Origin of the sequence: Synechococcus sp. CB0205 (assembly GCF_000179255.1) — a bacterium.
In the GTDB taxonomy this organism is placed as follows: domain Bacteria; phylum Cyanobacteriota; class Cyanobacteriia; order PCC-6307; family Cyanobiaceae; genus Vulcanococcus.
Window position 1 is genome coordinate 1 of the sequence record NZ_ADXM01000048.1, and the last position, 22,262, is coordinate 22,262.

The window sequence follows — 22,262 nt, forward strand, 5'->3', positions numbered from 1 at the left end:
CGGTGGTGGCCTTGGCAGCCGCTGCGGGGATGGCGGTCACCGGAGTGGTCCCGGCGGCCGGCTTGGCGGCAGCGGGCTTCGCGGCTGCGCTGGATTTAGCGCTGGCTGAAGTGCTGGTAGCTCGGGAACGTGGTGTGGCCATGACGGTGATGGGCTAAGCCCGGTGGATGGTCGCTGGAGATAACGGAGTGGACCCAGGCTGGCTGGGAGGAACCAGGGGCTCCTTAGCCGTCGGGCGACCAGTGGTCGATGATTCCGCCGATCGTGAGATCGGTGAAGAGGTTGGCGTTGCCGGTGGCATGGCGAGCGGCGGAGCCACTGGCCGTGAACACCCAGTTGCCGGGGGAGGCGCCCACCGGATCGGTGGCCACGCTCAACTTGCCTTTGTTGTTGCGCAGGATTCGCAGGGTTTGGTGCGCGAAACCCTCCACCCGTTGGGTGCAGACCATCGATCCCATCACCTGCATGATTTCCATTACTTGGCGTCCCCTTGGGGTTTACCCGCGGCCATTTCTTTGCCGGCCTCGGGATCCCAATGGTCAATGATCCCGACGATCGTTAGATCGCTGGGGTAGGACTTGCTGCCGGCGGCTTCGCGGGCGGCGGAGCTACCGACGCAGATCACCCAATCCCCGGGGATGGCACCGACTGCATCGACGGCCACCTTCTGAGTGCTGCCATCGAGCACCACCTGAAGATGCTTGTGCTGAAAGTCAGCGATGCGGTTGGTGGAAACCAGTGGCTTCACAACTTTGCAGATCAACATGTCAGTGCCCCCCTCCTGTGTTGAACGTGATTGAGGAACTTACGGTCTCGGCCGGCACGTGCCGATCCCGATCCCTCACGGTGAGCAGGGTGTGAAGGAGTCCTTGTTCGCAGAGCTCGCTATAGCGGGCCTCGATCGCAGCCTTGACCCGCTCGCAGTGCTGGATGGCCCTCTCCCGAGCACCGGGGACGGCACCGTGATAGTCGAAGCGCAGCACCACAGGAATCGGTAGGCCGCGGGAGACGTTGAGTCCCTTGAAGATCTTGACCCCGACATCGAGATCAGGGGCGCCCTCTTCAACGGTGTCCATGTAGGCGAAGTAGGTCAGGTTGCGCAGGTGGATCTCCTTGAACCCGATGCCGACACCAATGAAGCGCTCGGCGTGGCCGAAGTCGCTGTAGCTGCCGCCGTGGTACTGGCGGACGTAGTCGATCTGGGAGAGGTTGTTCTCGATCAGGCGGCTGATCAGCTTGACCATGCCCTCATCCGGTGTTGCGGCTGCTGCGGCTTTGACCTGGTTCTCGATCTCAATCCGGGCCTGATCGGCACGCATCGAGCGGGTCGCGGCGTAGACATCGCGGGCATCCAGCCAGCTCTCGAGGTTGGTCTTCCCGTCGGCGCTGGGGACGTGGACCCGAATGGCGTCGGTGTCGGTGTCCATCCCGACCAAAAGCAGATCCACCGAGGCTCCACAGCAGAAGCTGTTCTCAACGGCCTGCTGGAAATCCTGTAGGCGCTGCAGGCCCTGGGCGGCAGCTGCCGTGTCGTCGCTGCCATGGGCAGCACAGCCCTCATGGCAAGGGTCCTTCGAGCTGAAGTGGTAGACGACGGTTTTGAGGTACCGGGTGTCGGCGTGGGCTGGATTGGGGAGCCCCTCGCGATAGCGGCGGTGTTCGGTCTTGACCCAGCGATCAACGGTGTTTTCGACGTCGAACATCGCTCCGGCGTGGGAGCGGCGGCGGACCGAGCTGAAGGGAAGCCTCAGGGCGTAGGCAATGGCATGGGCCAGGCGACCATCGGCACAGGGCGTGACATCCAGCAGATGGAAGCCACACTCCAGCAGGAAGGTGTTGAAGGCTTCGGCCTCAGCGCTACCGGCTTGCGCTGCTAGGGGGTCGTCGTTGAAAAAGGAGAGGCTGGCCTGTTCATAGGCCTCAAACACACACCAGGCGAACAGGGTGCGCATGTCCAGCTGGCTGGTCCAGGCGGTCTCCAAGACAGGCTGGGGCAGCTCATGGCCGAGCTCAGCGACGGCCAGTTGCTGGGCTTGCTCAACAAAGTTGTTTTCGTGCTGAAGCGCAGAGAGACGCTTCAGGACAGGCACGACCCGATCAAAGGAACCGAGGGTTTGCTCCTCGTAGGCCCGCAGTGCGGCGTTGGCCTGCCCATTGCTCAGGGGATGCAGACCGCCGGAGTGGACGGGGCCGCTTGAGCGGCGGTCCAGGACGACTTGGGTCGCCACCGGGCGCACCCTGCGTGGATTACTCAGCTTGGACTTGATCTCAGCAACGGCTGAGGTCTTGCCCCGCACGCGGCTCGCCCTGGAGCTGCCAAAGCGTGAGGCGTTCGCCAGTTCACGCTGACGCAGAACCTTGCTCAAGGCGCTGCTGGGGTTGAGCTCAGCGGGGGATTCCGCTTGGCCAGCTGACCCCTGGACCCCAGTGCCGTTTTGGCGGCGGCTGGGGGCCGTGGGAGCAAGCGGCCTCTCGTTAGTGGCGGAACGCCGACGCATTGCGGAGTACTCCTTAGCCCCGGGCGCCGCCGGAGACCGTGATCAGGGAACCCTGATCGGTGCTGCCGCTGGAGCCGGTCACCTTGTTGTTCGGAGCAGGCACTTCCTGGTTGCGCTTGTTCTGGGCGCCAGGCATGCCGCTCATCGGGCCAACGCGGGTGGGGTTGCGGCGACGGGCAGATCTGCCCTCGGTGCCGGTGACGCGGTCTCCGCGATCCCAGTCGTCGCCGGTGATCTTGGTGCCGGAACCCTCACCGGTGACCCGGGAGACGGGCTCTTCAGCAGCGGCGATGGCGGCGGGCTGTTGCGCCTGGGCCAGACGCTGGTTGGCGCGACGGTCGAAGCGGAATTGCTCAGTGCCGGTGATCTTGCCGCTGGCCATGTCGAAAGGGCCAGTGATTCGTCCGCCTTGCTCGTAGGTGCTGCCGGTCACACGACCTGTGCTTTCGCGCTCCTGTTGGGCAGCGCGGGCAGGGGACTGAACACTGAACTGTTGCCAGTCAGCACCATTCAGAGCCTGGGGAAAGTCAGCATCGCGGCTGGGGGCGGTGCCACAGGCGCTGGCCTGTTGATCGGCGCCGACGTAGGGAGTACCGGTGATGTCTTCGCAGGCGCCACGCTCGGCGCCGGTCAGGGAACCACCAATGCCGGGCTGAATGCCGGTCATGCGGTTGGCGTTGCGAACGGGAGTCCGCTCACGGACGGCACGGACGGCAGCGGTGTTGCAGAAATCACCAGCCTGCTCGAGCCCGGCGTAGGGGGTGCCGGTGACGACTTTGCAGCTACCGGGTTCATCACCGGTGACCTTTTCGGAACGACCGGTGCGGCTGCCGCTGACGACCTGGTTGCGGTTGGTGATGCTGAAGCCCACCTTGGCGGCTTCGGGCGCAGGGCGAGTGCCACAGAAGCCGTCAAACTGCTGACTACCGATGTATTCATCGCCAGTCACGTTGCGGCAGCTGCCGGCCTCATCGCCGGTGACCCGCTCGCTGCGGCCCACGGAGGTCCCGGTCACGCCGGTGCCACGCAGGGTGTTTTGGCTGCTGACCTTGGTCGCGGCACGGCCAGGAACACTGGCGTCGGAACCGAGGTATTGATCGCCGGTCAGATGGCGGCCTGAACCAGCCTCATCGCCAGTGACGCGCTCGCTGCGGCCCACCATGACGCCGCTGACGGCTTGGCCGCCCAGGGTCTGGCTGCGGCCCACCTTGCGGACCGAGGGGTCAACGCCACCGCAGTAGGACGCGGACTGGTTGGCCGAGATGTACTCGGTGCCTGTAACGCTCTTGCAGGTGCCGGGCTCATCGCCGGTCACTTTTTCGCTGCGGCCGACCTCATTGCCAGTGACACGGTTGCCATGGCTGGTGGCGGTGACGCGCACCTTGGCGGGTTGATTGCTGCCAGCGGGTTGACCGCCGCAGAAGGTCTGGAAGACTTCGGCGCCGAGGTACTCGGTCCCGGTGATCGAACGGCAGGTGGCCGCTTCGTTACCGGTGGTTTTCGCCGAGCGGTTGGCCTGGGTGCCGGTGACGGTCTGACCAGAGAGGGTCTCGCTCACACCCACCTTCCAGGCGGCATCCGCGGCTGCGGCTTGCTTGGCGCCATGGCGATTGGGCCCACTGGGGCGGGTTCCGCTGTTGCGAGCCGTACCCGCAGAACCGGTTTTGCTCTTGAGCTCACGCACCTTTTGCGCCAGCTCACGGGCACTGAGGTCGGGGTTGATCTGACGGGCCACAGCAGCTGCACCGGACTTGGCCGCCGTGCTCGCGGACTTGCCGCGCTTGCTCAGGGCTTCTCGGCGCGCCAGGACAAGTGCCCGGCTGGCGTTGTGGACAGCCGTGCCCTTGCGGGCTGCGGGGCGATTGGCTGCGGCAGCACGGGAGGAGCTGGAGGGACGCTCAGTGCTGAGGGAGAGGCTGGCGGAACGGGAAGAGGAGGTATCGCTGGTCGTCTCTTGGCACTTGCACTTGTGCTCAGCAGCCGGTGCCGATGCGGCCATCGGGGCTTCCTTGGCGACGTCGGTGCGGGTGCGGTCCTTCGAGGTGTCGGCACGCTTGCCGCCGCGGGTCATGGCCTCGCGACGGGACAGCACCAGATCGCGGCTGGGGTTCGAAACGCGCTTGCCAGCGGAGGAACGGTGGCTGCTGGGGGCGGACAGCTGACGGGTAGGCGCCGGAGCGGCTGCGGGAGCCTCGGCTGCGGCGGGACGCGGTGTGGAACTTGGAGCGGCGTTGGTCCGGGTCGGACGGGCATCCGCGACACTGCGGACGCGACCGCCACCGCTGCCGTAGCGACCGGTGGCTTTCTTGCCGCCGTCGGTGAGGGCCTTGCGGCGCTCAAGGGCTGCTTCGCGACTCGATTTAGTGGCCATGTCCGCCCGGTGTATGGAATGACTGGATGGCATTAACGAAGCCGTTGATTTGCGTCAACACGGCATCGGAATGCTTGAAATCTGAATGCGAAAAATCGCAGTCAGATAGTTAATGAGTAAAAGAAGGAGTGGTCTCGAGGTGAATCGAGACCACAACTTTTAGAAGGCAGCTAATCAGCGGCCTTCGAACACCACGAAGCAAGCGCCTTGGCTTTGGGTGTAGGCGTCGTAGCCCACGAGACGCACGTGGTGGTCGGGGTAAGCGCGGTGGCAAGCTTCGAGCTCGTTCACGATGACGCTCAGATCCTTCTCACCGAAGAAGGGCAGCTTCCAGTAGGACCAGTAGGTGGCCATGGAGCGGCTGGGGTGGACGTGCTCAACGAGCGGGCTCCAACCCTGGGCAATGATGTACGCGATCTGGTCGTAGATCTCGTCCTGGGTCATCGGCGGGAGGAAGCCGAAGGTCTCCAGGGTGGCGACTGTTTGGTAGTCACCCACGGTGCTCTTGAAAGGCATGGGGTTCCTTGAGATGGATGGAATGAATGAACCTTGATTTGGTTCGATGTCCTGTTCCGATCACTGAATGGGATGGAGCCAACGGATGTTGACTCCGATTCCCAATCGCTTCGAAATCAGTTGACGTCGAGCTTGTCGACGGTGTCGAACTCGAACTTGATTTCCTTCCAGGTCTCGAGGGCGATGGCCAGCTCGGGGCTGTGCTTCGCGGCTTCCATGAGGATGTCGCGGCCTTCGCGCTCAATCTCGCGACCGGCGTTACGGGCTTTGACGCAGGCTTCCAGTGCCACGCGGTTAGCGGCAGCACCAGCAGCAGAACCCCAGGGGTGACCGTGGGTACCACCACCGAACTGGAGCACCGAGTCGTCGCCGAAGATGCTCACCAGGGCAGGCATGTGCCAGACGTGGATACCGCCGGAGGCCACGGCGAACACGCCGCCCATGGAGCCCCAATCCTGGTCGAAGAAGTTACCGCGGCTGCGATCTTCGGGAACGAAGGATTCGCGCAGCTGGTCGATGTAGCCGAGGGTGGACTGACGGTCGCCCTCGAGCTTGCCGACCACGGTGCCGGTGTGCAGCTGGTCACCACCGGAGAGACGCAGGCACTTGGCGAGAACGCGGAAGTGGATGCCGTGCTTGGGGTGACGGTCGATCACCGCGTGCATGGCGCGGTGGATATGCAGCAGGATGCCGTTCTTACGGCACCAGTGTGCAAGACCGGTGTTGGCGGTGAAGCCACCCGTGATGTAGTCGTGCATGATGATCGGCTGCCCGAGTTCCTTGGCGAACTCGGCCCGCTCGTACATCTGCTCAGGGGTGGCGGCGGTGCAGTTCAGGTAGTGACCCTTACGCTCGCCGGTCTCCTGCTCAGCGGACTTCACAGCTTCGGCAACGAACTCGAAACGGTTCTGCCAGCGCTGGAAAGGCTGAGAGTTGATGTTCTCGTCGTCCTTGGTGAAGTCCAGACCGCCGCGGAGGCATTCGTAGACGACACGGCCGTAGTTTTTACCGCTCAGGCCGAGCTTCGGCTTGATGGTGCAACCCAGCAGAGGACGGCCGTACTTGTTCATACGGTCGCGCTCGACCACGATGCCGTTCGGGGGACCCATGCAGGTCTTGATGAACGCCATCGGGAAGCGGATGTCTTCCAGGCGCAGGTGGCGCAGTGCCTTGAAACCGAAGACGTTGCCGACCAGGGAGGTCAGAACGTTGGTGACGGAACCCTCTTCGAACAGATCGAGGGGGTAGGCGATGAACGCATAGAAGGATTCCTTGTCGCCAGGAACGTCTTCGATGCGGTAGCAACGGCCCTTGTAGAAGTCGAGGTCGGTGAGGAGCTCGGACCACACAGTGGACCAGGTGCCGGTAGAAGATTCAGCGGCAACAGCAGCTGCAACTTCTTCCTTGGGAACGCCTTCCTGGCCGGTGCACTTGAAGCAAGCCAGCAGGTCGGTGTCGAGGGGTACGTAGTCAGGAGTCCAATACGTGTCGCGGTACTCCTTAACCCCAGCGTCGTACTTCTTAGCCATGGAGAATCTCCGAGTGGGTCGAGGGAAATAAGTCAGAGAGATGAGTGACCTTTAGAGGCCTAGCTCAGTCCTCAGTCCTTCGAACCAACGAAGCCAGCGCTGCTGTTGAGAGCAGGCTCCACTTCACGGTGGGGGCGAGCAATGATGTGGGCGGCAACCAGGCCATCACCCACGCGCTCGCAGGCATCGGCGCCAGCGCGAACGGCAGCGTTCACAGCACCGGTTTCGCCGCGCACCAGAACGGTGACGTAACCGCCGCCCACGAATTCGCGACCGACCAGGCGCACTTCGGCGGCCTTGGTCATGGCGTCAGCGGCTTCGATCGCGGGGACCAGACCCCGGGTCTCGATCATGCCGAGGGCGATGCCCATGGTTTCGTTAGCCATTACCTGCTCCTGGAGGAGGGGTGGAATGTTCGCCAGCAACCATGCTTCGGCAACGATCCGTAAGTCAAGACATTTGGCGCTGAATCGCGATTACCGTCACCACAGTCATTGATAAGCGGTGCTCATCAGTGCCTCACAAAACTTTGGAGATGCTTCTCTAGCAGGCGGTTGCGACGCCTCTGGGTGTCTCCAAAAGCACTGCAGTTAGAGCATTTCTGCCTCGGAGACGTAGGCCACTCCGCCGTAGTAATCGAGCAGCGGTTTGAGCTTGGTTCGCAGTTGCTCCACAACCTCGGGCTCGCAAAACGTCACGACGTGGGCATTGGCGCCAAGGCCGCTGAAGTCCATCGCTTCTGAAACGGATCCATGGGGTCCTTTCCCTGTGACGTGCTTCATCACCGAGTAACCCGCTGCACCCGCCACCTCAATTGCTTTGAGGATGGGTCCGAGCTCTCGCTCACTCACCACGACATCAACCCGTTTCATGACGTCAGCTTGCGGAGGGAAGGAGGCGATTGATCAGCGCCATGTACAGGGGGATGCCGATCACGATGTTGAAGGGGAAGGTCAACCCCAGTGCCGTTGAGATGTAGAAGCTCGGATTGGCCTCAGGCACGGTCATGCGCATCGCCGCAGGCACCGCGATGTAGGAGGCACTGGCACACAACACAACAAAGAGCAGGGCATTGCCCGGCCCCAGTCCCAGACCTCGGGCAATCAAGGTGCCAATCAGGGCATTGCAAAGCGGCATCAGCAGGGCGAAGCCGATCAAGAAGCTTCCTGCCGCTTGGAGATCACGGATTCGCTGGGCGGCGACGATCCCCATGTCCAGCAGGAAAAAGCTGAGGGCGCCGTAGAACAACTTGTCGGTGAAGGGCAGCATCTTTTCAACGCTGCTCGGACTCTGGCCTGCACTGAGGAAACCCACGAGCAGGCTGCCGACGAGCAGGTAGACCGAGCCATTCAGCAGGGATTCGTGCAGGACGGCCCCCCAGCGCATTCCTTCGCTGTTGGGGTTCTCCTGCGGGCCTGCCAACTTCACCAGGAGCAGGCCAACAATGATGGCTGGCGACTCCATTAAGGCCAGGGCGGCGACCATGAAGCCGTCGTGCTGGAGGTGTTGGGTTTCGAGAAAGCTTTCGGCGGTAATAAACGTCACCGCTGAAATGGAGCCGTAGGTCCCAGCAATGGCCGCCGCATTGAACCGGTCGAGCTTCAAGCGCAGTACCCCAAAGGAATAGAGGGGAACGACCAGCGACATCAAGATCGCCGCTGCAATGGTTGGCAGAACTTGCCCGCTGATGCCGCTGTGCTGTAGCTCAAGGCCCCCTTTAAAGCCAATCGCCAGTAAGAGATACAGCGAAAAGAGCTTGGGTAGGGGTGCGGGGATCTCCAGGTCCGAGCCCAAGAGCACGGCAAAAACACCGAGGAAAAAGAACAGAACCGGTGGTGTTAATAGGTTCTGCAGGACCAGGCTGGTGTCCATGGACGAACCTGCAGAGAGGGGCTGCCGTTTGACGCTAGGTGGCCGCGTTCGAACTGTTCCGTGGTGCACACATCTGGCATCAGTGCCATTGCGCGAGCGGGGCGGGATCCCTACGGTTTGAGGGAGGCAGGTGCCCCTGGATTTGTCTGGGGTGGAATGTTCAACCCAACCTGCCTCACCCCCTTAGGCGGCACAATGGCGGCCCCTGGTGTCATTGGATGCGATCTGGCACGCCCCAGCCGATCTTGGTGATTGCTAGTGGCAACCCCTACAAGGTGGCCGAGATCCAAGCGATGCTCGATGCCGTTGCGCTCGAGGTGCGTCAGCAGCCCGAGGGACTCGAGATCGAAGAAACGGGTACCACCTATCTCGAGAACGCTCGGCTGAAGGCCTCCAGCGTGGCCCGGCTCACGGGCCAGTGGGCCCTGGCTGATGACTCTGGTTTGGAGGTTGATGCCCTGGGTGGTGCGCCTGGGCTGTATTCAGCCCGCTATGCCGCCACCGATCCCGAGCGCATTCAACGCCTACTGGAGGAACTGGGAACGACCCCCTACCGCAGCGGCAGCTTTAACAGCGCCATGGTGCTCTCCGATCCCGAGGGCAATCCTGTGCTCGAGTCCCAGGGGATCTGCCGCGGCGAGATTCTCAGTAGCCCGCAGGGGCAAGGGGGCGGCTATGACCCGATCTTCTGGGTGCGGGAAGCAGGACTGACCTATGCCCAGATGGGGCAACACCTCAAGGACAAACTGGGCTCCCGGGGTAAAGCGGCCCGTGCCTTGGCCCCTGGGTTGAAGCAAATCTTCGGTCTGCGCTGACTCAGCGGGCAGAGCGCCGGTTGATTTGCTCGACGGCCCGCATCGCAGCAGCAGCGGCTTCGTTGACGTCCCCTTCCCAGCCGGCCAGGGTCAGTCGGCCGAAGGCGCCGACGGCCTTGACGTCGACCACGGTGATGTTGCTGGACTTTTCCGCTTCGTTGGCGGCCAGCAGGACATAGCCGGCCGGTTCGGTCTCCAGGATGAACATGCTCATGCCGGCCTGAATCATCGAGCCGCGCCGGTTCTGACGGTTGATCAGCACGGCGTGGTCGGGGGTGATCGCCCGGATGACCTCGGTCCAGGTCACGCTGCAGCGGGTGCGCTGCTCGACGCTGCTGCCGATGGCTTCAAGGACGACATCGCCGGAGTGGAGCACATTGCTCTGGTCGCGGTGATACAGCGCGAGGGAGCCAAAGGCCCGCTCCACGATCATCTGGCCCAGGCGCACCGTGCTGGCTTTGAGGGCGATGTCCGTCACCCGGTGCACGGCCATGCCAGGGGAAACCTCAAGCCAGAGGCAGGCATCGCCTGGGATGGGCAGGAAGCCCTGGCTCACCGTCCCCATGTAGGTGGCGAGTTGGGGCTGGAGTGAATCGAGAAAGACGTAGGTCCGCAGCTCGATGGATTCGACTGCGCTGGCCTGGCTGACCAGCCGCGCTTCGCTGTCGGTCGTGATGACACAGCTGGCGGCCGATGGGTGCAGCTCATCCAAAGAGGTGCCGCTGCCGCTGAATCCCAGGTCGGTGCCAGTGATCTGCACCGATGCAGTTCGTCGCCTGGGATTGCGTTCAATCAAGGGGTCGGGCTGCTCCCTACAGACGTTGAGGTCCTCTGCTGGTCAGCGGGAGGAGCGCGGCGATCTTACCGCTCTACCGCTGTGTTTCCGCACGATGACCTGGGCGCAAAACGGTGGCGAAGGCCACAACCGCTCTGGGAGGCCTGGCTAACACGGCTTCATTCGCGGTGCGTTGGTCATGCTCACACCGTCCACCAGGCTCCGTCTTCAGAACATCGTCCACCGCATTGGCGCCGACCAGGCGGTGTCGTTGCAGGAACGCATCTACCTCCAAAAATTTGCCGATCGCGACCATGCCGTAGCGGCTTGGTTGCGCCAGGCCCGGCGCCGCCAGCAGGCCGCCTCCAGTCAGGGGCTCGATCGCTTGATGGCGGAATTGGATTTGGGCGAGGTGGACCCTGGAGCGGCCTTCCGGCCTGATCCGGAGGATCCAGGCGATCTCGGTGATTGGTTTGGGCAGGCCCCGGATTGGTTGCGCCGCAGTTGATGTCCGCCGGTCTCTGGGGTCTTGCGCCCCGGGCGAGAGCCGGTACCGTCCGGCCATCCCTGCAGGACTTCCCGTGGCTGCTAAGCGCTCTGCCCCTTCTGCCTCCGCGAAGGGCGCTGCTCCCGTTCAAGACGGCGGCGATCTCAATGCTGACCAGGCTTTGGCTCTGGTCAGCATGAGCCTGATGCAGAAGCTTGCGGCCCAAGGGGAGCTTCCCTGGGTCTGGAACGAGTCCGAGGACGGTGGCGCCTGTGATGTCGCCTCCCTGCGCCAGCGCCTGGAGCTCACCCAGTTGGCCCTGCAAACGGGTGCGCCCCTGTCGACGGCAGAGGTGACTTATTTGATGGGTGCCCGTCCCGGCAGCGCCGAGGTGGAGCGGGGCGGCCTGCGGGCTAGGCGCATCAGCCGCAATGTCTGGAAACTGGCTCAAACCGCTGGCGCTGAGGCGCGCCGGGGTGAGGTCACCAGCTTCTCCAGCTTCAATGACGGCCGCCGCCGCTTCGGTTGATCAGGGCAACTCGCCGCCTGCGCTGATCTCTTGATCCCAGGCGGCGATCAGCTGGTTTTTCAGTGCTTCGCTCTGTTCTAGGGCGATCTCCAGTCCCCCCCACCAGTTGATCAAGGCCACCGGGACGGGCATGGCATTGCACTCCAGTTCATAGGACTGGATTTGCTCTTCAGCATCGATCAGGACGCAGATGCTGAACTCCAAGAGCCCGTTGGACCACGGGTGGAGTGAAACGGTCGTCACTGGGCCCAGGTCGATGCTCCACCAGGGGCAATCGGGCGTGACTTTGGGAACCCCGGCGGGAAGGTCAAGCTTGGCCCACCCCCGCAGCACCAGTTGTTCCAGTAGGTCGTTGAGGCTCGAGCGCATGGACTCCCCCGGATGGGGTGTCTTTGTCATGGCACGGCCCATGGGCTGCCAGCAAGGGCAGATCTGGGCATGGTGAGGCCAGCCGCGCGCCACAGGGTTGCTTTCGTTTGCCCGTCGTCTTTTGGGGCGTCCTCTGCTGCGCAGGGAATCGGATGCGCAGCGGCTGCCGAGCCTGATTGCGCTGCCGATCCTCTCCTCGGATGCCCTCTCCTCGGTGGCCTATGCGACGGAGGCCGCCCTGGGGGTCTTGCTCCTGGCCGGCAGCGGTGCCCTGGGTCTGTCCCTGCCGATCACGGCCTGCATCGTCGGCTTGATCGCGATTGTGGTGCTCTCCTATCGCCAGGCGATTCAGGCCTACCCCGAGGGGGGAGGCTCCTATGTGGTCGCCCGGGAGAACCTCGGCGCCTGGGCGGGGTTGGCGGCGGCGGCGGCACTGCTGGTGGATTACACCCTGACCGCTGCGGTCAGCTTGATGGCGGCGGCCCAGGCCCTGAGCTCTCTGCTTCCAGGGCTTCTGGCCCATGAGACCAGCCTCTCGCTGCTGCTGTTGGCGCTGGTGGGTTGGGCCAATTTGCGGGGTCTGAAGGAGGCCGGTCGCCTGTTTGTTGTGCCGACCTACGCCTTTGTGGTGATGGTGGCGCTGCTGGCCCTGTTTGGTCTGCAGAACATCGTGTTTGCCCATGGCTTTCGCCCGGACGCACCGCCGGCGATCGCAGCCCTGGAGCCCTTGGGCCTGTTCTTGATTCTTCGGGCCTTCAGCGCCGGTTGCTCGGCGATGACCGGCATTGAAGCGATTGCCAACGGGGTGAAGGTGTTCCGTGAGCCCTCGGCCCGCCGGGCCCAGGCCACGCTGCTGGTGATGGGTGTGTTGCTGGCGCTGCTGTTTCTGGCCGTCAGCGGTTTGGCCTATCTCTACGGGATTGCCCCCAATGCCGATCGCACCGTTCTGGCCCAGATCGGTCTGCGGGTGTTCGGTCTCGGAAATCCTCTCTATTGGTTCCTGCAGATCAGCACGTTGTTGATCCTGGGCTTGGCGGCAAACACCGCCTTCGCTGGATTCCCCCGGCTGGCGGCACTGCTGGCCAAGGACCGCTACCTGCCTCGCCAGATGGCTTGGTTGGGGGATCGTCTGGTGTTCCAGAACGGCATCGGCCTATTGCTGTTGGTCTCAGCCCTGGTGATCGTGGTCTGCCGCGGCAACACCAATGTCGCGATCAATCTCTACGCCTTGGGGGTGTTCCTGGCCTTCACCCTGTCCCAGGCGGGCCTGGTCAAGCACTGGTGGGTGCGGCGGGGCCAGGGGTGGAGCGGCCGCCTAGCGCTGAACGCTCTCGGAGCGTTCACCACCGGGGTGGTGTTTGCCGTGATTGTCGTCAGCAAATTTGACGAGGGCGCCTGGATCGTGGTGCTGCTTCTCCCCCTGCTGGTCTGGGGCTTGGCCGGCATTGGGCGCCGCTACAAGCGGGTCTATGAGGCGATTGAGCTGAAACCAGGGGAGGACTGCTCAGTCCCCTGGCCAGATCGGCGCGATCCCTTGGAGAACCAGAGCATCGTTTGGTTGGCCTCCTGGAGCCGTCCGACCCTGGAGGCCCTGCGCTATGCGGCCCAGGTGTCTGATCGCGTGATCGGCGTCTGGGTCTGTGAACCCGAGGACGATTTCGAGGCCTTGCGCCTGCGCTGGCATCGACTGGTGGGCGATGCGCCTCAATTTGAGTTGCGCCTGCTGGAGAGTCCCTTCGCCTCCTTGATCGATCCCTTTGCCCAGTTCGTGGCCGAGGAGGAGGCCCGCTGCCCCGGGAGTCAATTCACGATCGTGATGCCCATGGCGATTCCCAGGCGCCGTTTTGATCATCTGCTGCTCAACCAGCGCGGCTTGAACATGCGGGAGGCCCTCAATGCTCAACACAGCCGCGTTTTTACCCTCGTTCGCTACTTCCCGCCTGCCTAGAGGGCATCGAGGCATGACTGCAGGGCGCCGTAGCAGCGCTCCAGTTGGTCGGTGCTGGTGCAGAGCGGGGGCAAGAGATAGACGACGTTGCCCAGCGGCCGCAGGTAGACGCCTTGATCGATGCAGTGGCGCTGAACCGTTTTCCCAATCGGGTTGAGATAACTGGTCTGGCCAGCGTCCAGCTCGAAGGCCGCCACGGTTCCTGTGCAGCGAGGCCGAAGCACCTTCGGGTGCTGGGCGAGGGCCGCCAGGTGGGGGGTGTGGCGCGCCTCAAAGTCCCGGTAACGCTCGGGGTTGGCCTCCAGCAGATCGAGGCTGGCCAGAGCAGCGGCACAACCGAGGGGATTGGCGGTGAAGCTGTGGCCGTGGAAGAAGGTTGCCGTGGGTTCGCTGTCGCTGATGAAGCCGGCGTAGATCCGTTCACTGGCCAAGGTCACGGCCATCGGTAAAAAACCAGCGGTGAGACCTTTGGAGAGGGCCACAAGATCCGGTCGAATCCCGGCCCGTTGGCAGGCGAACAGTGCTCCCGTCCGGCCAAAGCCGGTCATCACTTCATCGGCAATCAGCAGGGCTCCACTGGCTTGCACTTGTTCGGCCACCGCTTTTAGAAACTGCGGCCGCACCATGCGCATCCCTGCGGCCCCCTGGATCAAGGGCTCGACAATCAGGGCTGCGGTGGGTGTTTGAAGCGCCTCCCTGAGGGCCGCGAGGGCGGCTTCCTCCCGCTCCTCCACCTGCTCGTCACCCCAGTGGGTGGCGGGCCAGGGCAGTCGGGTGACATCGAAGAGCAGCTCCTCGAAGGCTTCGGTGAAGACCGAGCGATCCCCCACGGCCATCGCTCCAAAGGTGTCGCCGTGATAGGCCCCCTCGAAGGCGATCAGTTGGCGGCGTTCACTGCCCTGATTGCGCCACCACTGCCAGGCCATCTTCAAGGCGACCTCAACGGCACTGGAGCCGTTGTCGGAGAAAAACAAACGCTCGAGGCCGCTCAGGGCGCTAAGGCGGCTGGCGAGTTCTTCCGCAGGGCTGTGGCTGAAGTTGGCAAAGATCACCTGCTCCAGCTGCTGCGCCTGCCGCCCGATGGCTTCAGCAACGCTGGGTTCGGCGTGGCCATGGAGGGTGACCCACCAACTGCTGATGGCATCGATTAGCTCCCTGCCGTCTTCGAGCTGAAGAACGGAACCCTGGGCTCTCACCACCCGAGCCGGCGCGTCGCTGCGCGCCACTTGGGTGATCGGATGCCAGAGATGGGGATGCCAGGCCATGGATCAGGTGATGGCGCTGACGGCCTGTTGCAGAGCCAGGCGACGGTCCAGGCCGGTGCGCTCCGCGGGGAGTTTCTTGTAGAGCCCCAGCTTCTCGAGGCGGCGCTTGGTGGTTCCGCTCGCTCCGACCACAAAGACCTCGCGGCCCTTCTCGATCGCTTCCTCCACGGCGTTCTCCACCGCCAGGGCTGCCGTGACGCCGAGGTGAGAGACCTCAGTTAGGTCAAAGACGACGGCGCGGCAGTCACCAATGGCGTTGTGCTCGCGGCCGATCGCCTTGGCGACGCCGAAGATCATCGCCCCGTTGAGTTGGAAGAGCAGGACCTGACCGCGGGCGTCGTCGAGGAGTTGACGCTCTTCATCACTGATCTCGAGGTCGCCGTCACCGGTGCTGATCGACTTGACGCTCTTGCTCTGCAGGGCGCTCATCTTGTCGATCGTGAGGATGTTGGCGATGAAGACGCCCACGCCCACGGCGGCGATCAGATCCACGAGGACCGTGAGGGCGATCACCAAATACATGATCAGTGCGCCGCTGATCGAGATGCGGTGAGCGCGCCTGATAAAGCCCCAGTCGACGATGTCGACACCCACCTTCAGGGCGATGCCGGCGAGGACGGCCTGGGGGATCTGGGCGGCGACGCCGGTGAGGGCGAGGATCACCACCATCAGGATCAGGGCACGGCTGATGCCAGAGAGGGCACTGCGGCCGCCGCTCTGAATGTTGACCACGGTGCCCATGGTGGCGCCGGCGCCGGGCAGGCCACCGAAGAGGCCGGAGGCGAGGTTGCCGAGGCCCTGACCGATGAGTTCTTTATTGGAGTTGTGCTCGGTGCGGGTGATGCTGTCGGCCACCACCGAGGTCAACAGGGCATCGATGCAGCCCAGCATGCCCAGCACGGCTGCGTCGACAAACATCAACTGCAATTCGCCCAGCTCAAAGTGGGGAATCTGCAGAGCGGGGAAGCCGGAAGCGATCTCGCCGATGCGGCGAATTTCCTCGCCGCCCCCGCCGCCCAGGACGGTGATCGAGAGCAGCGTCCCCACCACCAGGGCAATCAGCTGGGGTGGGGCCACTTTTTTGACGGCCGCCGGGGTCAACCAGAGGATGGCCATTGTCACCACGGCCAGGGTGATCTCGGTGGGCCGGGCGTTGGCCAGCAGCTGGGGCAAGTTGTTGAGGGTGCCCATGACGCCGCCCTTCGGGCTGGCCTGACCGAGGAAGGGTCCCAGCTGCAGGATGATCAGGATCAGGCCGATCCCACTCATGAAGCCCGAGATGACCGTGTAGGGCATCTGGGTGATGTAGCGACCGAGCCGCAGCAGACCGAAGGCGATCTGGAAGAGGCCGGCCAGCATCACAACGGTGAAGGCCATGGCGAGCCCGTGCTCGGGATTGCGGGCCGTCAAGCTCGCGATCACGGCCGTCATCACCACGGTCATGGGACCGGTGGGTTCGGAGATCAGGCTGGGGGTTCCGCCAAAGAGGGCTGCGAACAGGCCCACCAGCACCGCACCCCAGAGGCCGGCCGCTGCCCCGGCTCCTGAGGCGACGCCGAAGGCCAGGGCCATCGGTAGGGCGATCACAGCGGCCGTGACGCCGCCAAAGAGATCCCCTTTGATGTTGTTGGTGCTGATCTGATTCAGCAGGCGAAAACTTGACGCACGTTGGGACGTCGACGCCGGGGTCATGACCACTGTTAATGGGGCCAAAACGCTACGTCTGAGCCGAATCGATTGGGGCTTTGCCGGCAGGGCGTTAGCGAATCGGTCATCCTGAGCCCAGGACTTTGCGCGAGCCATGGGCGAGCCCACACCCCTGGCGTTCCTGGAGGCCAGCTTTGAGCGGGAAGCCCGCCTGGATCAGTCCTATGTGGTGCTCACGGTTGCGGCGAGCCTGATCGCCACCCTGGGACTGTTGGCGGACAGCGCCGCGGTGGTGATCGGGGCAATGTTGATTGCCCCCTGGATCCTGCCCCTGCGCAGTGCCTCCTTCGCGATCCTGGAGGGACGACTGGCCCTGGTGGGCCGTGCGTTGCTGACCCTGGCCGTGGGCGTCGGCATCACGGTGCTGACCTCAGCGGCCCTGGGTTGGGTGGCCAACCTGCCGGTTCTGGGCGATGAGGTCCTGGGGCGCACCACGCCGAACCTGCTGGATTTGGGCATTGCTTTGGTGGCGGGGTCGATCGCGACCTACGGCCGCCTCAAGCCGGAGGCGGTGTCATCCGTTGCAGGCACGGCGATTGCGGTGGCCTTGGTGCCTCCGGTCTGTGTCCTGGGCCTGTTGCTGTCGCTTCAGCAGTGGGAACCGGCCAGGGGAGCAGCCCTGCTGTTTGCCGCCAACCTGCTGGGCATTCTCTCGGGGGGATTGCTCACCTTGGTGGCCACCCAGGCCAGCCTGCGCCAGCAGCTCTTCCGCAGTCAGATGGGTCTGGTGAGCCTGCTCCTGACGGGACTGCTGCTGATTCCGCTGACCGGTGGCTTTGTGACGCTGCTGGGACAAGCCCAACAGCGTCAGGCCCTTCAGGAGGTCGAGCGGGCCATCACCGAGAGCCTGCGCCAACGCACCATCACCTTGGGGCGGGATTCGGAACTCACCGACGTCAAGATCGATTGGACGCAAAACCCCCCTTTGATCAAGGCGGCAGTTCGGGTGAGTCGCCCCAACCTGCCCACCCCGAAACAGGTTGCGGCGGTTCAGGACTTCATCAACAGGACGCAAAAATTCCGCTACCGCCTTTTGGTCCAGCGGGTCTCCATTGACGTGATCGGTCCTGAGACCGAACCCAACCCCGAACCCACCCCCGTGGAAGAACCCCAAGAGGTGGTTCCAGAGAAAGCTGAGCCGGCCAGCGTCGCCCCTGCTCCAGCGGTCGCCCCGCCGCCCGCGGCTCCGGCCGTGCCGGGGTAACGGCCTGAAGACATTTCGGCTGTTCTGTGCACAATTGGGGCCAGTCCGCTGCTGGCCATGCCTGACGCCCTCACCTTTCTGGAGATCGTCGCGGGCATCTTGCTCCTCTTTGGCGGGGGCGAGTTGTTTGTGGCCGGCGCGGTAGCCCTGTCTTTGCTGCTGGGCATTCCTCAGATCGTCATCGGCCTGACGGTCGTTGCCTTTGGCACCAGCGCCCCTGAGCTGTTTGTGAGCTTGCTCTCGACCCTGCAGGGAAATTCCGGCGGGGACTCGATTGCCGTTAGCAACGTTCTGGGCTCCAACATCTTCAACGTGATGGTGGTGTTGGGCGCCAGCGCGGCCATTACCTCCCTACGCGTTCGTAGTCGCTTGGTGCGGCGGGATGTGCCGCTGCTCATCGCTGTGTCGATGGCCACCTGGGCGATGGCCTCATCCGGGAGCTTCTCCTGGGTTGCGGGTCTGGCTCTTTTGACGGCACTGGTGATCACACTGGTCTGGGAGGTGCGCTCGGCGCGGGAAGACCACGAGGACGGTCTTGATGACATTGATGCGGAAGGGGCCTCCACCACACCCGTGGCCATCGTCAAATTGGCCCTGGGTCTGGTGTTGCTGGTGGTGGGCTCCCAGGTTCTGATCAAAGGCGCCATCGCTGCGGCCCAGACCCTCGGGGTGAGTGAGGCGGTGATCGGTCTGACAATCGTTTCGGCTGGCACCTCGATGCCTGAACTGGTGACGTCCCTGGTGGCGGCTTACCGGGGTAAGGCGGATCTTGCCATCGGCAACGTGGTGGGCAGCAACCTGCTCAACCAGCTCTTGATCCTGGGTCTGTGCGCCCTGGTCTCGGGTCAGAACGGACTGTTGGTCAGCCCTGAACTGTTGCGCCGTGATTTCCCAGTGATGGTGCTGACGACCTTGGCCTGCCTGCCGATTTTCTGGAGTGGCGGCGTGATCAATCGCCTTGAGGGGTGGCTCTTGCTTGGCGCCTACGGCCTCTATTTGGTTGAGCAGATTCTCAGCAGTACGGCAGCTCCGGGTATTGATGAATTCCGCTTGTTCGTCTTGGTGGCAGCTCTCCCCCTGGTGTTGGTCTTCCTGACTTGGACCTCACTGCGCTGGATGCAACAGCGCAGGAGCGCCGGTTAGGAGCAGACAACGCTTGGGAGCATGGACACGCTGACTCCTGCGGCGGTGGCGTCGTTGTAGAGGGTCTCGCTGCTCTGGCGGTTGAGATTGACCTGTCCTGAGCAGATCAAGTCCCAGGTTTCATCGGCGAAGTGGGTTTGCAGCCAAAGCATCCCCATCACCGTGCGGTGCTTGAGGTTGTAGCTCTCTCCTACGGACGTCAGGGTGATGTCCATGGCCCACAAAAAAACCTCCCCCTATTGGAGGGGGAGGCGTTGGACGCTGATGTATCAATACGAACCAAAACCAAAAGCCTTGGTTTTGGGGCGGAATCAGCCTTGGTTGACCTGGGAAGCGGCCTCGGCCTGACGGTGGTTGTAGTGATGCCCGCGGTACTGCAGATCGACAGTGGTGTCGACTGAAGCCGCTTCGTGACGGAGGGGCGCTTCGAAATGTTGGCCGCGGTAGGCGTGCTCAACGGGAGCGCTGGTGGGCTGTTCGTGGTTGGCGTTGTCGTAGGTGACGCCGCGGTACTGGAGTTTGCTCATGGTGGTCATCGGGCCTCGAAGGGTTGGCTGGTTGTCCGCTTCGTGGGAAGGAGCGTTGCTTCGCCTCGCGGTGGGCTACTTCCGGTGGAGCCAGGCCCAAAGGGGGCTCACTCAACGTTTTGTCCTTCTGCAGCATTCTAGCGGATGAAGAATGTTCAGAGTGAACAAAAGCCTCTTTTTTGTCTTTTTTGTAATAGTTACTGTGGCCCGTTGAACGTTTTTTCTTCACATTCCTTCTGCTGCCTTAGCGCAATTCCTGATGGACTTGCGAATTGGTAGCGAATGCAACCTTGACTGTGGTCTGTGATGCGGAACATTGGCACCTAATGGCGGTAATCCGTCATCCACCCAGCGACTGCTTTTTGATGACTGTTGCTTCTCCTGTCTCTCGGCCTCGGTCGAAGAGCCTGCAGGAAGCGAGCTTGCTGGAGGCTCCTCAGCTTCTGCTCCGCAAGGTGCGAGGACTGTCCTCCGGCCGTTCGCTGACCTGGCTGGCTTGTGTGCCTCTGGCTCTTTTCGGCCTGGGCGTGTTCAACCTTTCGGCCCGCGCCGCTGAGCTCCCCGAGCTCAACGCAGCGTTCCTGGCCAACAACATGTGGCTCCTGGTGGCCACGATCCTGGTGATCTTCATGAACGCCGGTTTCGCCATGGTCGAAGCCGGGATGTGTCGCCAGAAGAACGCCGTCAACATCCTTGCCAAGAACTTGTTCGTGTTCGCCCTCGCGGTGACCGCCTACTGGTTCATCGGTTATTCGCTGATGTACGGCGGATCCCTGGTGGATGGCTGGCTTTATTTCAACGGCCTCTTCTTTGACCCCACCGTCACCGCTGAGATGGTGACCGAGGGAGCCTTGGTTCCCACCGTTGACTTCCTGTTCCAGGCTGCCTTCGCCGGCACCGCCGCCACGATCGTTTCTGGCCTCGTGGCTGAGCGCGTCAAGTTCGGCGAGTTCGTGATCTTCGCGCTGGTTCTGACTGCTGTTATCTACCCGGTCTCCGGTTCCTGGCAGTGGAATGGCGGCTGGCTGAGCGAGCTGGGTTTCATTGATTTCGCTGGCTCCTCGATCGTCCACTCCGTGGGTGCTTGGGCCGGCCTGGTGGGCGCCATGCTGCTTGGCCCCCGCATCGGCAAGTTCGTGGGCGGTAAGCCCCAGGCCATCCCCGGCCACAACATGTCGATTGCAACCCTGGGTGCCCTGATCCTCTGGATCGGCTGGTACGGCTTCAACCCCGGCTCTGAGCTGGCGATGGACCAGTACGTGCCCTACGTGGCTGTGACCACCACCCTGGCGGCTGCCGGTGGCGCCATCGCTGCCACCATCGTCTCCACCCTGACTTCTGGCAAGCCCGACCTGACGATGATCATCAACGGCATCCTGGCCGGTCTGGTGAGCATCACTGCCGGTTGCGGCAACATGACCCTGGTGGGCTCCTGGGTCGCTGGTGCCGTCGGCGGCATCATCGTTGTCTTCGCAGTCTCCGCACTGGATGCCTCTGGCATTGACGATCCCGTCGGCGCCTTCTCCGTCCACGGTGTGTGCGGCGTCTGGGGCACCCTCGTCATCGGCCTCTGGGGCGTTGATGGCATGGACGTCGGTTCTGCAGGCCTTGGCCTCTTCAATGGCGGCGGCTTCAGCCAGCTCGGCATTCAGGCCCTGGGCTGTGCGGCCTACGCCATCTGGACCCTGGTCACCTGCTGGATTGCTTGGTCCGTGATCGGCGGCCTCTTCGGCGGCATCCGCGTCACTGAGGAGGAAGAGATCGAAGGTCTCGACATCGGTGAGCACGGCATGGAGGCTTACCCCGATTTCGCTTCGGCGAAGTGATCCTCTGAGCTCTGCTCGATGGGCCCGCTTCGGCGGGCCTTTTTTATTGCCTCAGGGCCTTGGCTGGCAGCATGGACGGGCCCAAGGGTGCCGCTTTTGCCCTGCCCCCGCTGCGGTGCGCGCTTGCTCACCAAAACCGAGGAGCGCCCTCCGCGCTTGGTTTGCGTGGACTGCCGGCAGGTCTTGCCCCAGTCGGTCCAGGTGCCGCTCATCACCCTGGTGGTCCGTCACTTTTTGGGCGTGATGCTGCTGCTGGGCCTCGTGGTGGTTCCACTGCTGGTGATGAGTCTTTCGCCCTGGATTGATCGGGCTCCCCGGGCGCCCCGCAACAACTTGAGTGCCATTAGATGAAGTACATCGCTTGCGCCTGAAGCAGTGCATCCCGTTGGGCGAGAAGGTCCGTGAGGGTTGTGGACTCCAGGAGGGCCAGGCGCTGTTCCTGCAGTTGGGTCCCAATCGAGTGCAGCACCTGCTGCTCCAGGCTCTGTTGAGCCGGTGGCTGCGGTTCGGACCTGCCCTCGAGGCATTCGAGTGCCTCGCTCAGCCGGATGTCTGCGGCGGGTCGGGCCAGTTGGTAGCCCCCCTTGGGGCCACGGCTGCTGTTGAGCAGGCCCCCCTTGCGCAGGCTGGTCATCATCTGCTCGAGGTAGCGCTCGGGAATGCCCTGTCGCTGCGCGATGACCGAGACCTGTAGCCGTCCTCCTTGGGCCTGGATGCCAGCGAGCTCGATCAGGGCGAGCAGCCCGTATCTGGTTTTGGCGTTGAAGGGCAACGGACGTGCTCGGGTTGATTCCACGGTAAAGCACTTGGGAATCGGTATCGCCAAGTTCCCTTTAGGAGAATCGGCTCTGGCTGAACTTTTCTCGCTGTGCTGTTATTCC

24 protein-coding genes are annotated in these 22,262 nt (G+C 63.3%); 8 read left to right on the forward strand and 16 right to left on the reverse strand.

Features of this window, described 5'->3' with window-relative positions:
- Nucleotides 1-224 precede the first annotated feature (224 nt).
- From CB0205_RS0108560 to CB0205_RS0108600, 9 genes are all read right to left on the reverse strand, one after another.
- Nucleotides 225-476 carry a carboxysome peptide B gene (locus tag CB0205_RS0108560; protein WP_010316530.1) on the reverse strand — a complete coding sequence of 84 codons (252 nt, stop codon included), beginning with the start codon at nucleotides 474-476 and terminating at the stop codon, nucleotides 225-227.
- Nucleotides 476-766 carry a carboxysome peptide A gene (locus CB0205_RS0108565; RefSeq protein WP_010316532.1) on the reverse strand — a complete coding sequence of 97 codons (291 nt, stop codon included), beginning with the start codon at nucleotides 764-766 and terminating at the stop codon, nucleotides 476-478. Before CB0205_RS0108565 ends, CB0205_RS0108560 begins: the two co-directional genes overlap by 1 nt.
- A 1-nt stretch (nucleotide 767) precedes the next feature.
- Nucleotides 768-2,498, reverse strand: coding sequence for a carboxysome shell carbonic anhydrase (locus CB0205_RS0108570; RefSeq protein ID WP_029626248.1), 1,731 nt, complete (start codon nucleotides 2,496-2,498; stop codon nucleotides 768-770).
- A gap of 13 nt (nucleotides 2,499-2,511) precedes the next feature.
- A complete protein-coding gene (locus CB0205_RS0108575; RefSeq protein ID WP_010316535.1) occupies nucleotides 2,512-4,869 on the reverse strand; it encodes a CsoS2 family carboxysome shell protein in 2,358 nt (785 codons plus the stop codon).
- 174 nt (nucleotides 4,870-5,043) lie between these two features.
- A complete protein-coding gene (locus CB0205_RS0108580) occupies nucleotides 5,044-5,385 on the reverse strand; it encodes a ribulose bisphosphate carboxylase small subunit (protein WP_010316537.1) in 342 nt (113 codons plus the stop codon).
- Nucleotides 5,386-5,501: 116 nt separating this feature from the next.
- Nucleotides 5,502-6,914, reverse strand: a complete 1,413-nt coding sequence (locus tag CB0205_RS0108585; protein ID WP_010316539.1) for a form I ribulose bisphosphate carboxylase large subunit — start codon at nucleotides 6,912-6,914, stop codon at nucleotides 5,502-5,504.
- Between the two features lie 71 nt (nucleotides 6,915-6,985).
- Complete coding sequence (locus CB0205_RS0108590; protein ID WP_010306728.1) at nucleotides 6,986-7,300, reverse strand: BMC domain-containing protein; 315 nt, start codon at nucleotides 7,298-7,300, stop codon at nucleotides 6,986-6,988.
- 204 nt (nucleotides 7,301-7,504) lie between these two features.
- The gene (locus CB0205_RS0108595) at nucleotides 7,505-7,786 is read right to left on the reverse strand and encodes a hypothetical protein (RefSeq protein WP_010316542.1); all 282 of its coding nucleotides are present in this window, start codon (nucleotides 7,784-7,786) and stop codon (nucleotides 7,505-7,507) included.
- 4 nt (nucleotides 7,787-7,790) lie between these two features.
- Nucleotides 7,791-8,786, reverse strand: a complete 996-nt coding sequence (locus CB0205_RS0108600; protein ID WP_010316543.1) for a sodium-dependent bicarbonate transport family permease — start codon at nucleotides 8,784-8,786, stop codon at nucleotides 7,791-7,793.
- A 218-nt stretch (nucleotides 8,787-9,004) separates the two neighbouring features.
- Between CB0205_RS0108600 and rdgB the strand changes: the two genes are divergently transcribed.
- The gene (gene rdgB, locus CB0205_RS0108605) at nucleotides 9,005-9,601 is read left to right on the forward strand and encodes an RdgB/HAM1 family non-canonical purine NTP pyrophosphatase (RefSeq protein ID WP_010316544.1); all 597 of its coding nucleotides are present in this window, start codon (nucleotides 9,005-9,007) and stop codon (nucleotides 9,599-9,601) included.
- Between the two features lies 1 nt (nucleotide 9,602).
- Here the strand turns inward: rdgB and CB0205_RS0108610 are convergent, their stop codons facing one another.
- The gene (locus CB0205_RS0108610; protein WP_010316545.1) at nucleotides 9,603-10,361 is read right to left on the reverse strand and encodes a BMC domain-containing protein; all 759 of its coding nucleotides are present in this window, start codon (nucleotides 10,359-10,361) and stop codon (nucleotides 9,603-9,605) included.
- A 214-nt stretch (nucleotides 10,362-10,575) separates the two neighbouring features.
- On the opposite strand from CB0205_RS0108610, the gene CB0205_RS0108615 reads away from it, so the two are divergent.
- On the forward strand, nucleotides 10,576-10,884 hold the full coding sequence (locus tag CB0205_RS0108615; protein ID WP_010316546.1) for a hypothetical protein: 309 nt from the start codon (nucleotides 10,576-10,578) through the stop codon (nucleotides 10,882-10,884).
- Nucleotides 10,885-10,957: 73 nt separating this feature from the next.
- Nucleotides 10,958-11,392 (forward strand): hypothetical protein, encoded by a 435-nt coding sequence (locus CB0205_RS0108620; protein WP_010316547.1) that lies wholly within the window; start codon nucleotides 10,958-10,960, stop codon nucleotides 11,390-11,392.
- On the opposite strand, the gene CB0205_RS0108625 is transcribed toward CB0205_RS0108620, so the two are convergent.
- Nucleotides 11,393-11,791 (reverse strand): hypothetical protein, encoded by a 399-nt coding sequence (locus CB0205_RS0108625; protein ID WP_232197280.1) that lies wholly within the window; start codon nucleotides 11,789-11,791, stop codon nucleotides 11,393-11,395.
- Between the two features lie 67 nt (nucleotides 11,792-11,858).
- Here CB0205_RS0108625 and CB0205_RS0108630 point away from each other — a divergent pair, with 67 nt between their 5' ends.
- Nucleotides 11,859-13,709: an APC family permease gene (locus tag CB0205_RS0108630; protein WP_029626249.1), complete on the forward strand. Its 1,851-nt coding sequence runs from the start codon at nucleotides 11,859-11,861 to the stop codon at nucleotides 13,707-13,709.
- Here the strand turns inward: CB0205_RS0108630 and bioA are convergent.
- Together bioA and CB0205_RS0108640 are read right to left on the reverse strand one after the other, a co-directional pair.
- Nucleotides 13,706-14,974 carry an adenosylmethionine--8-amino-7-oxononanoate transaminase gene (gene bioA / locus CB0205_RS0108635; protein ID WP_010316551.1) on the reverse strand — a complete coding sequence of 423 codons (1,269 nt, stop codon included), beginning with the start codon at nucleotides 14,972-14,974 and terminating at the stop codon, nucleotides 13,706-13,708. The genes CB0205_RS0108630 and bioA overlap by 4 nt on opposite strands.
- Before the next feature lie 3 nt (nucleotides 14,975-14,977).
- Nucleotides 14,978-16,666: a SulP family inorganic anion transporter gene (locus CB0205_RS0108640; protein WP_010316554.1), complete on the reverse strand. Its 1,689-nt coding sequence runs from the start codon at nucleotides 16,664-16,666 to the stop codon at nucleotides 14,978-14,980.
- A gap of 109 nt (nucleotides 16,667-16,775) precedes the next feature.
- Between CB0205_RS0108640 and CB0205_RS0108645 the strand changes: the two genes are divergently transcribed.
- Complete coding sequence (locus tag CB0205_RS0108645; protein ID WP_010316556.1) at nucleotides 16,776-17,885, forward strand: DUF389 domain-containing protein; 1,110 nt, start codon at nucleotides 16,776-16,778, stop codon at nucleotides 17,883-17,885.
- A gap of 57 nt (nucleotides 17,886-17,942) precedes the next feature.
- Nucleotides 17,943-19,028 (forward strand): calcium/sodium antiporter, encoded by a 1,086-nt coding sequence (locus CB0205_RS0108650; protein ID WP_010316557.1) that lies wholly within the window; start codon nucleotides 17,943-17,945, stop codon nucleotides 19,026-19,028.
- Here the strand turns inward: CB0205_RS0108650 and CB0205_RS0108655 are convergent.
- Nucleotides 19,025-19,243, reverse strand: coding sequence for a hypothetical protein (locus CB0205_RS0108655; protein WP_010316559.1), 219 nt, complete (start codon nucleotides 19,241-19,243; stop codon nucleotides 19,025-19,027). The two genes, CB0205_RS0108650 and CB0205_RS0108655, sit on opposite strands and share 4 nt — an antisense overlap.
- Nucleotides 19,244-19,339: 96 nt before the next feature.
- Nucleotides 19,340-19,564 carry a DUF4278 domain-containing protein gene (locus CB0205_RS0108660; RefSeq protein ID WP_010316561.1) on the reverse strand — a complete coding sequence of 75 codons (225 nt, stop codon included), beginning with the start codon at nucleotides 19,562-19,564 and terminating at the stop codon, nucleotides 19,340-19,342.
- A gap of 356 nt (nucleotides 19,565-19,920) precedes the next feature.
- Between CB0205_RS0108660 and CB0205_RS0108665 the strand changes: the two genes are divergently transcribed.
- Together CB0205_RS0108665 and CB0205_RS0108670 are read left to right on the forward strand one after the other, a co-directional pair.
- Complete coding sequence (locus CB0205_RS0108665) at nucleotides 19,921-21,381, forward strand: ammonium transporter (protein ID WP_029626251.1); 1,461 nt, start codon at nucleotides 19,921-19,923, stop codon at nucleotides 21,379-21,381.
- Nucleotides 21,382-21,468: 87 nt separating this feature from the next.
- Nucleotides 21,469-21,732, forward strand: a complete 264-nt coding sequence (locus CB0205_RS0108670; RefSeq protein WP_156797903.1) for a hypothetical protein — start codon at nucleotides 21,469-21,471, stop codon at nucleotides 21,730-21,732.
- On the opposite strand, the gene CB0205_RS0108675 is transcribed toward CB0205_RS0108670, so the two are convergent.
- Nucleotides 21,725-22,153, reverse strand: coding sequence for an Rrf2 family transcriptional regulator (locus CB0205_RS0108675; RefSeq protein WP_010316566.1), 429 nt, complete (start codon nucleotides 22,151-22,153; stop codon nucleotides 21,725-21,727). The genes CB0205_RS0108670 and CB0205_RS0108675 overlap by 8 nt on opposite strands.
- Between the last annotated feature and the right edge of the window lie 109 nt (nucleotides 22,154-22,262).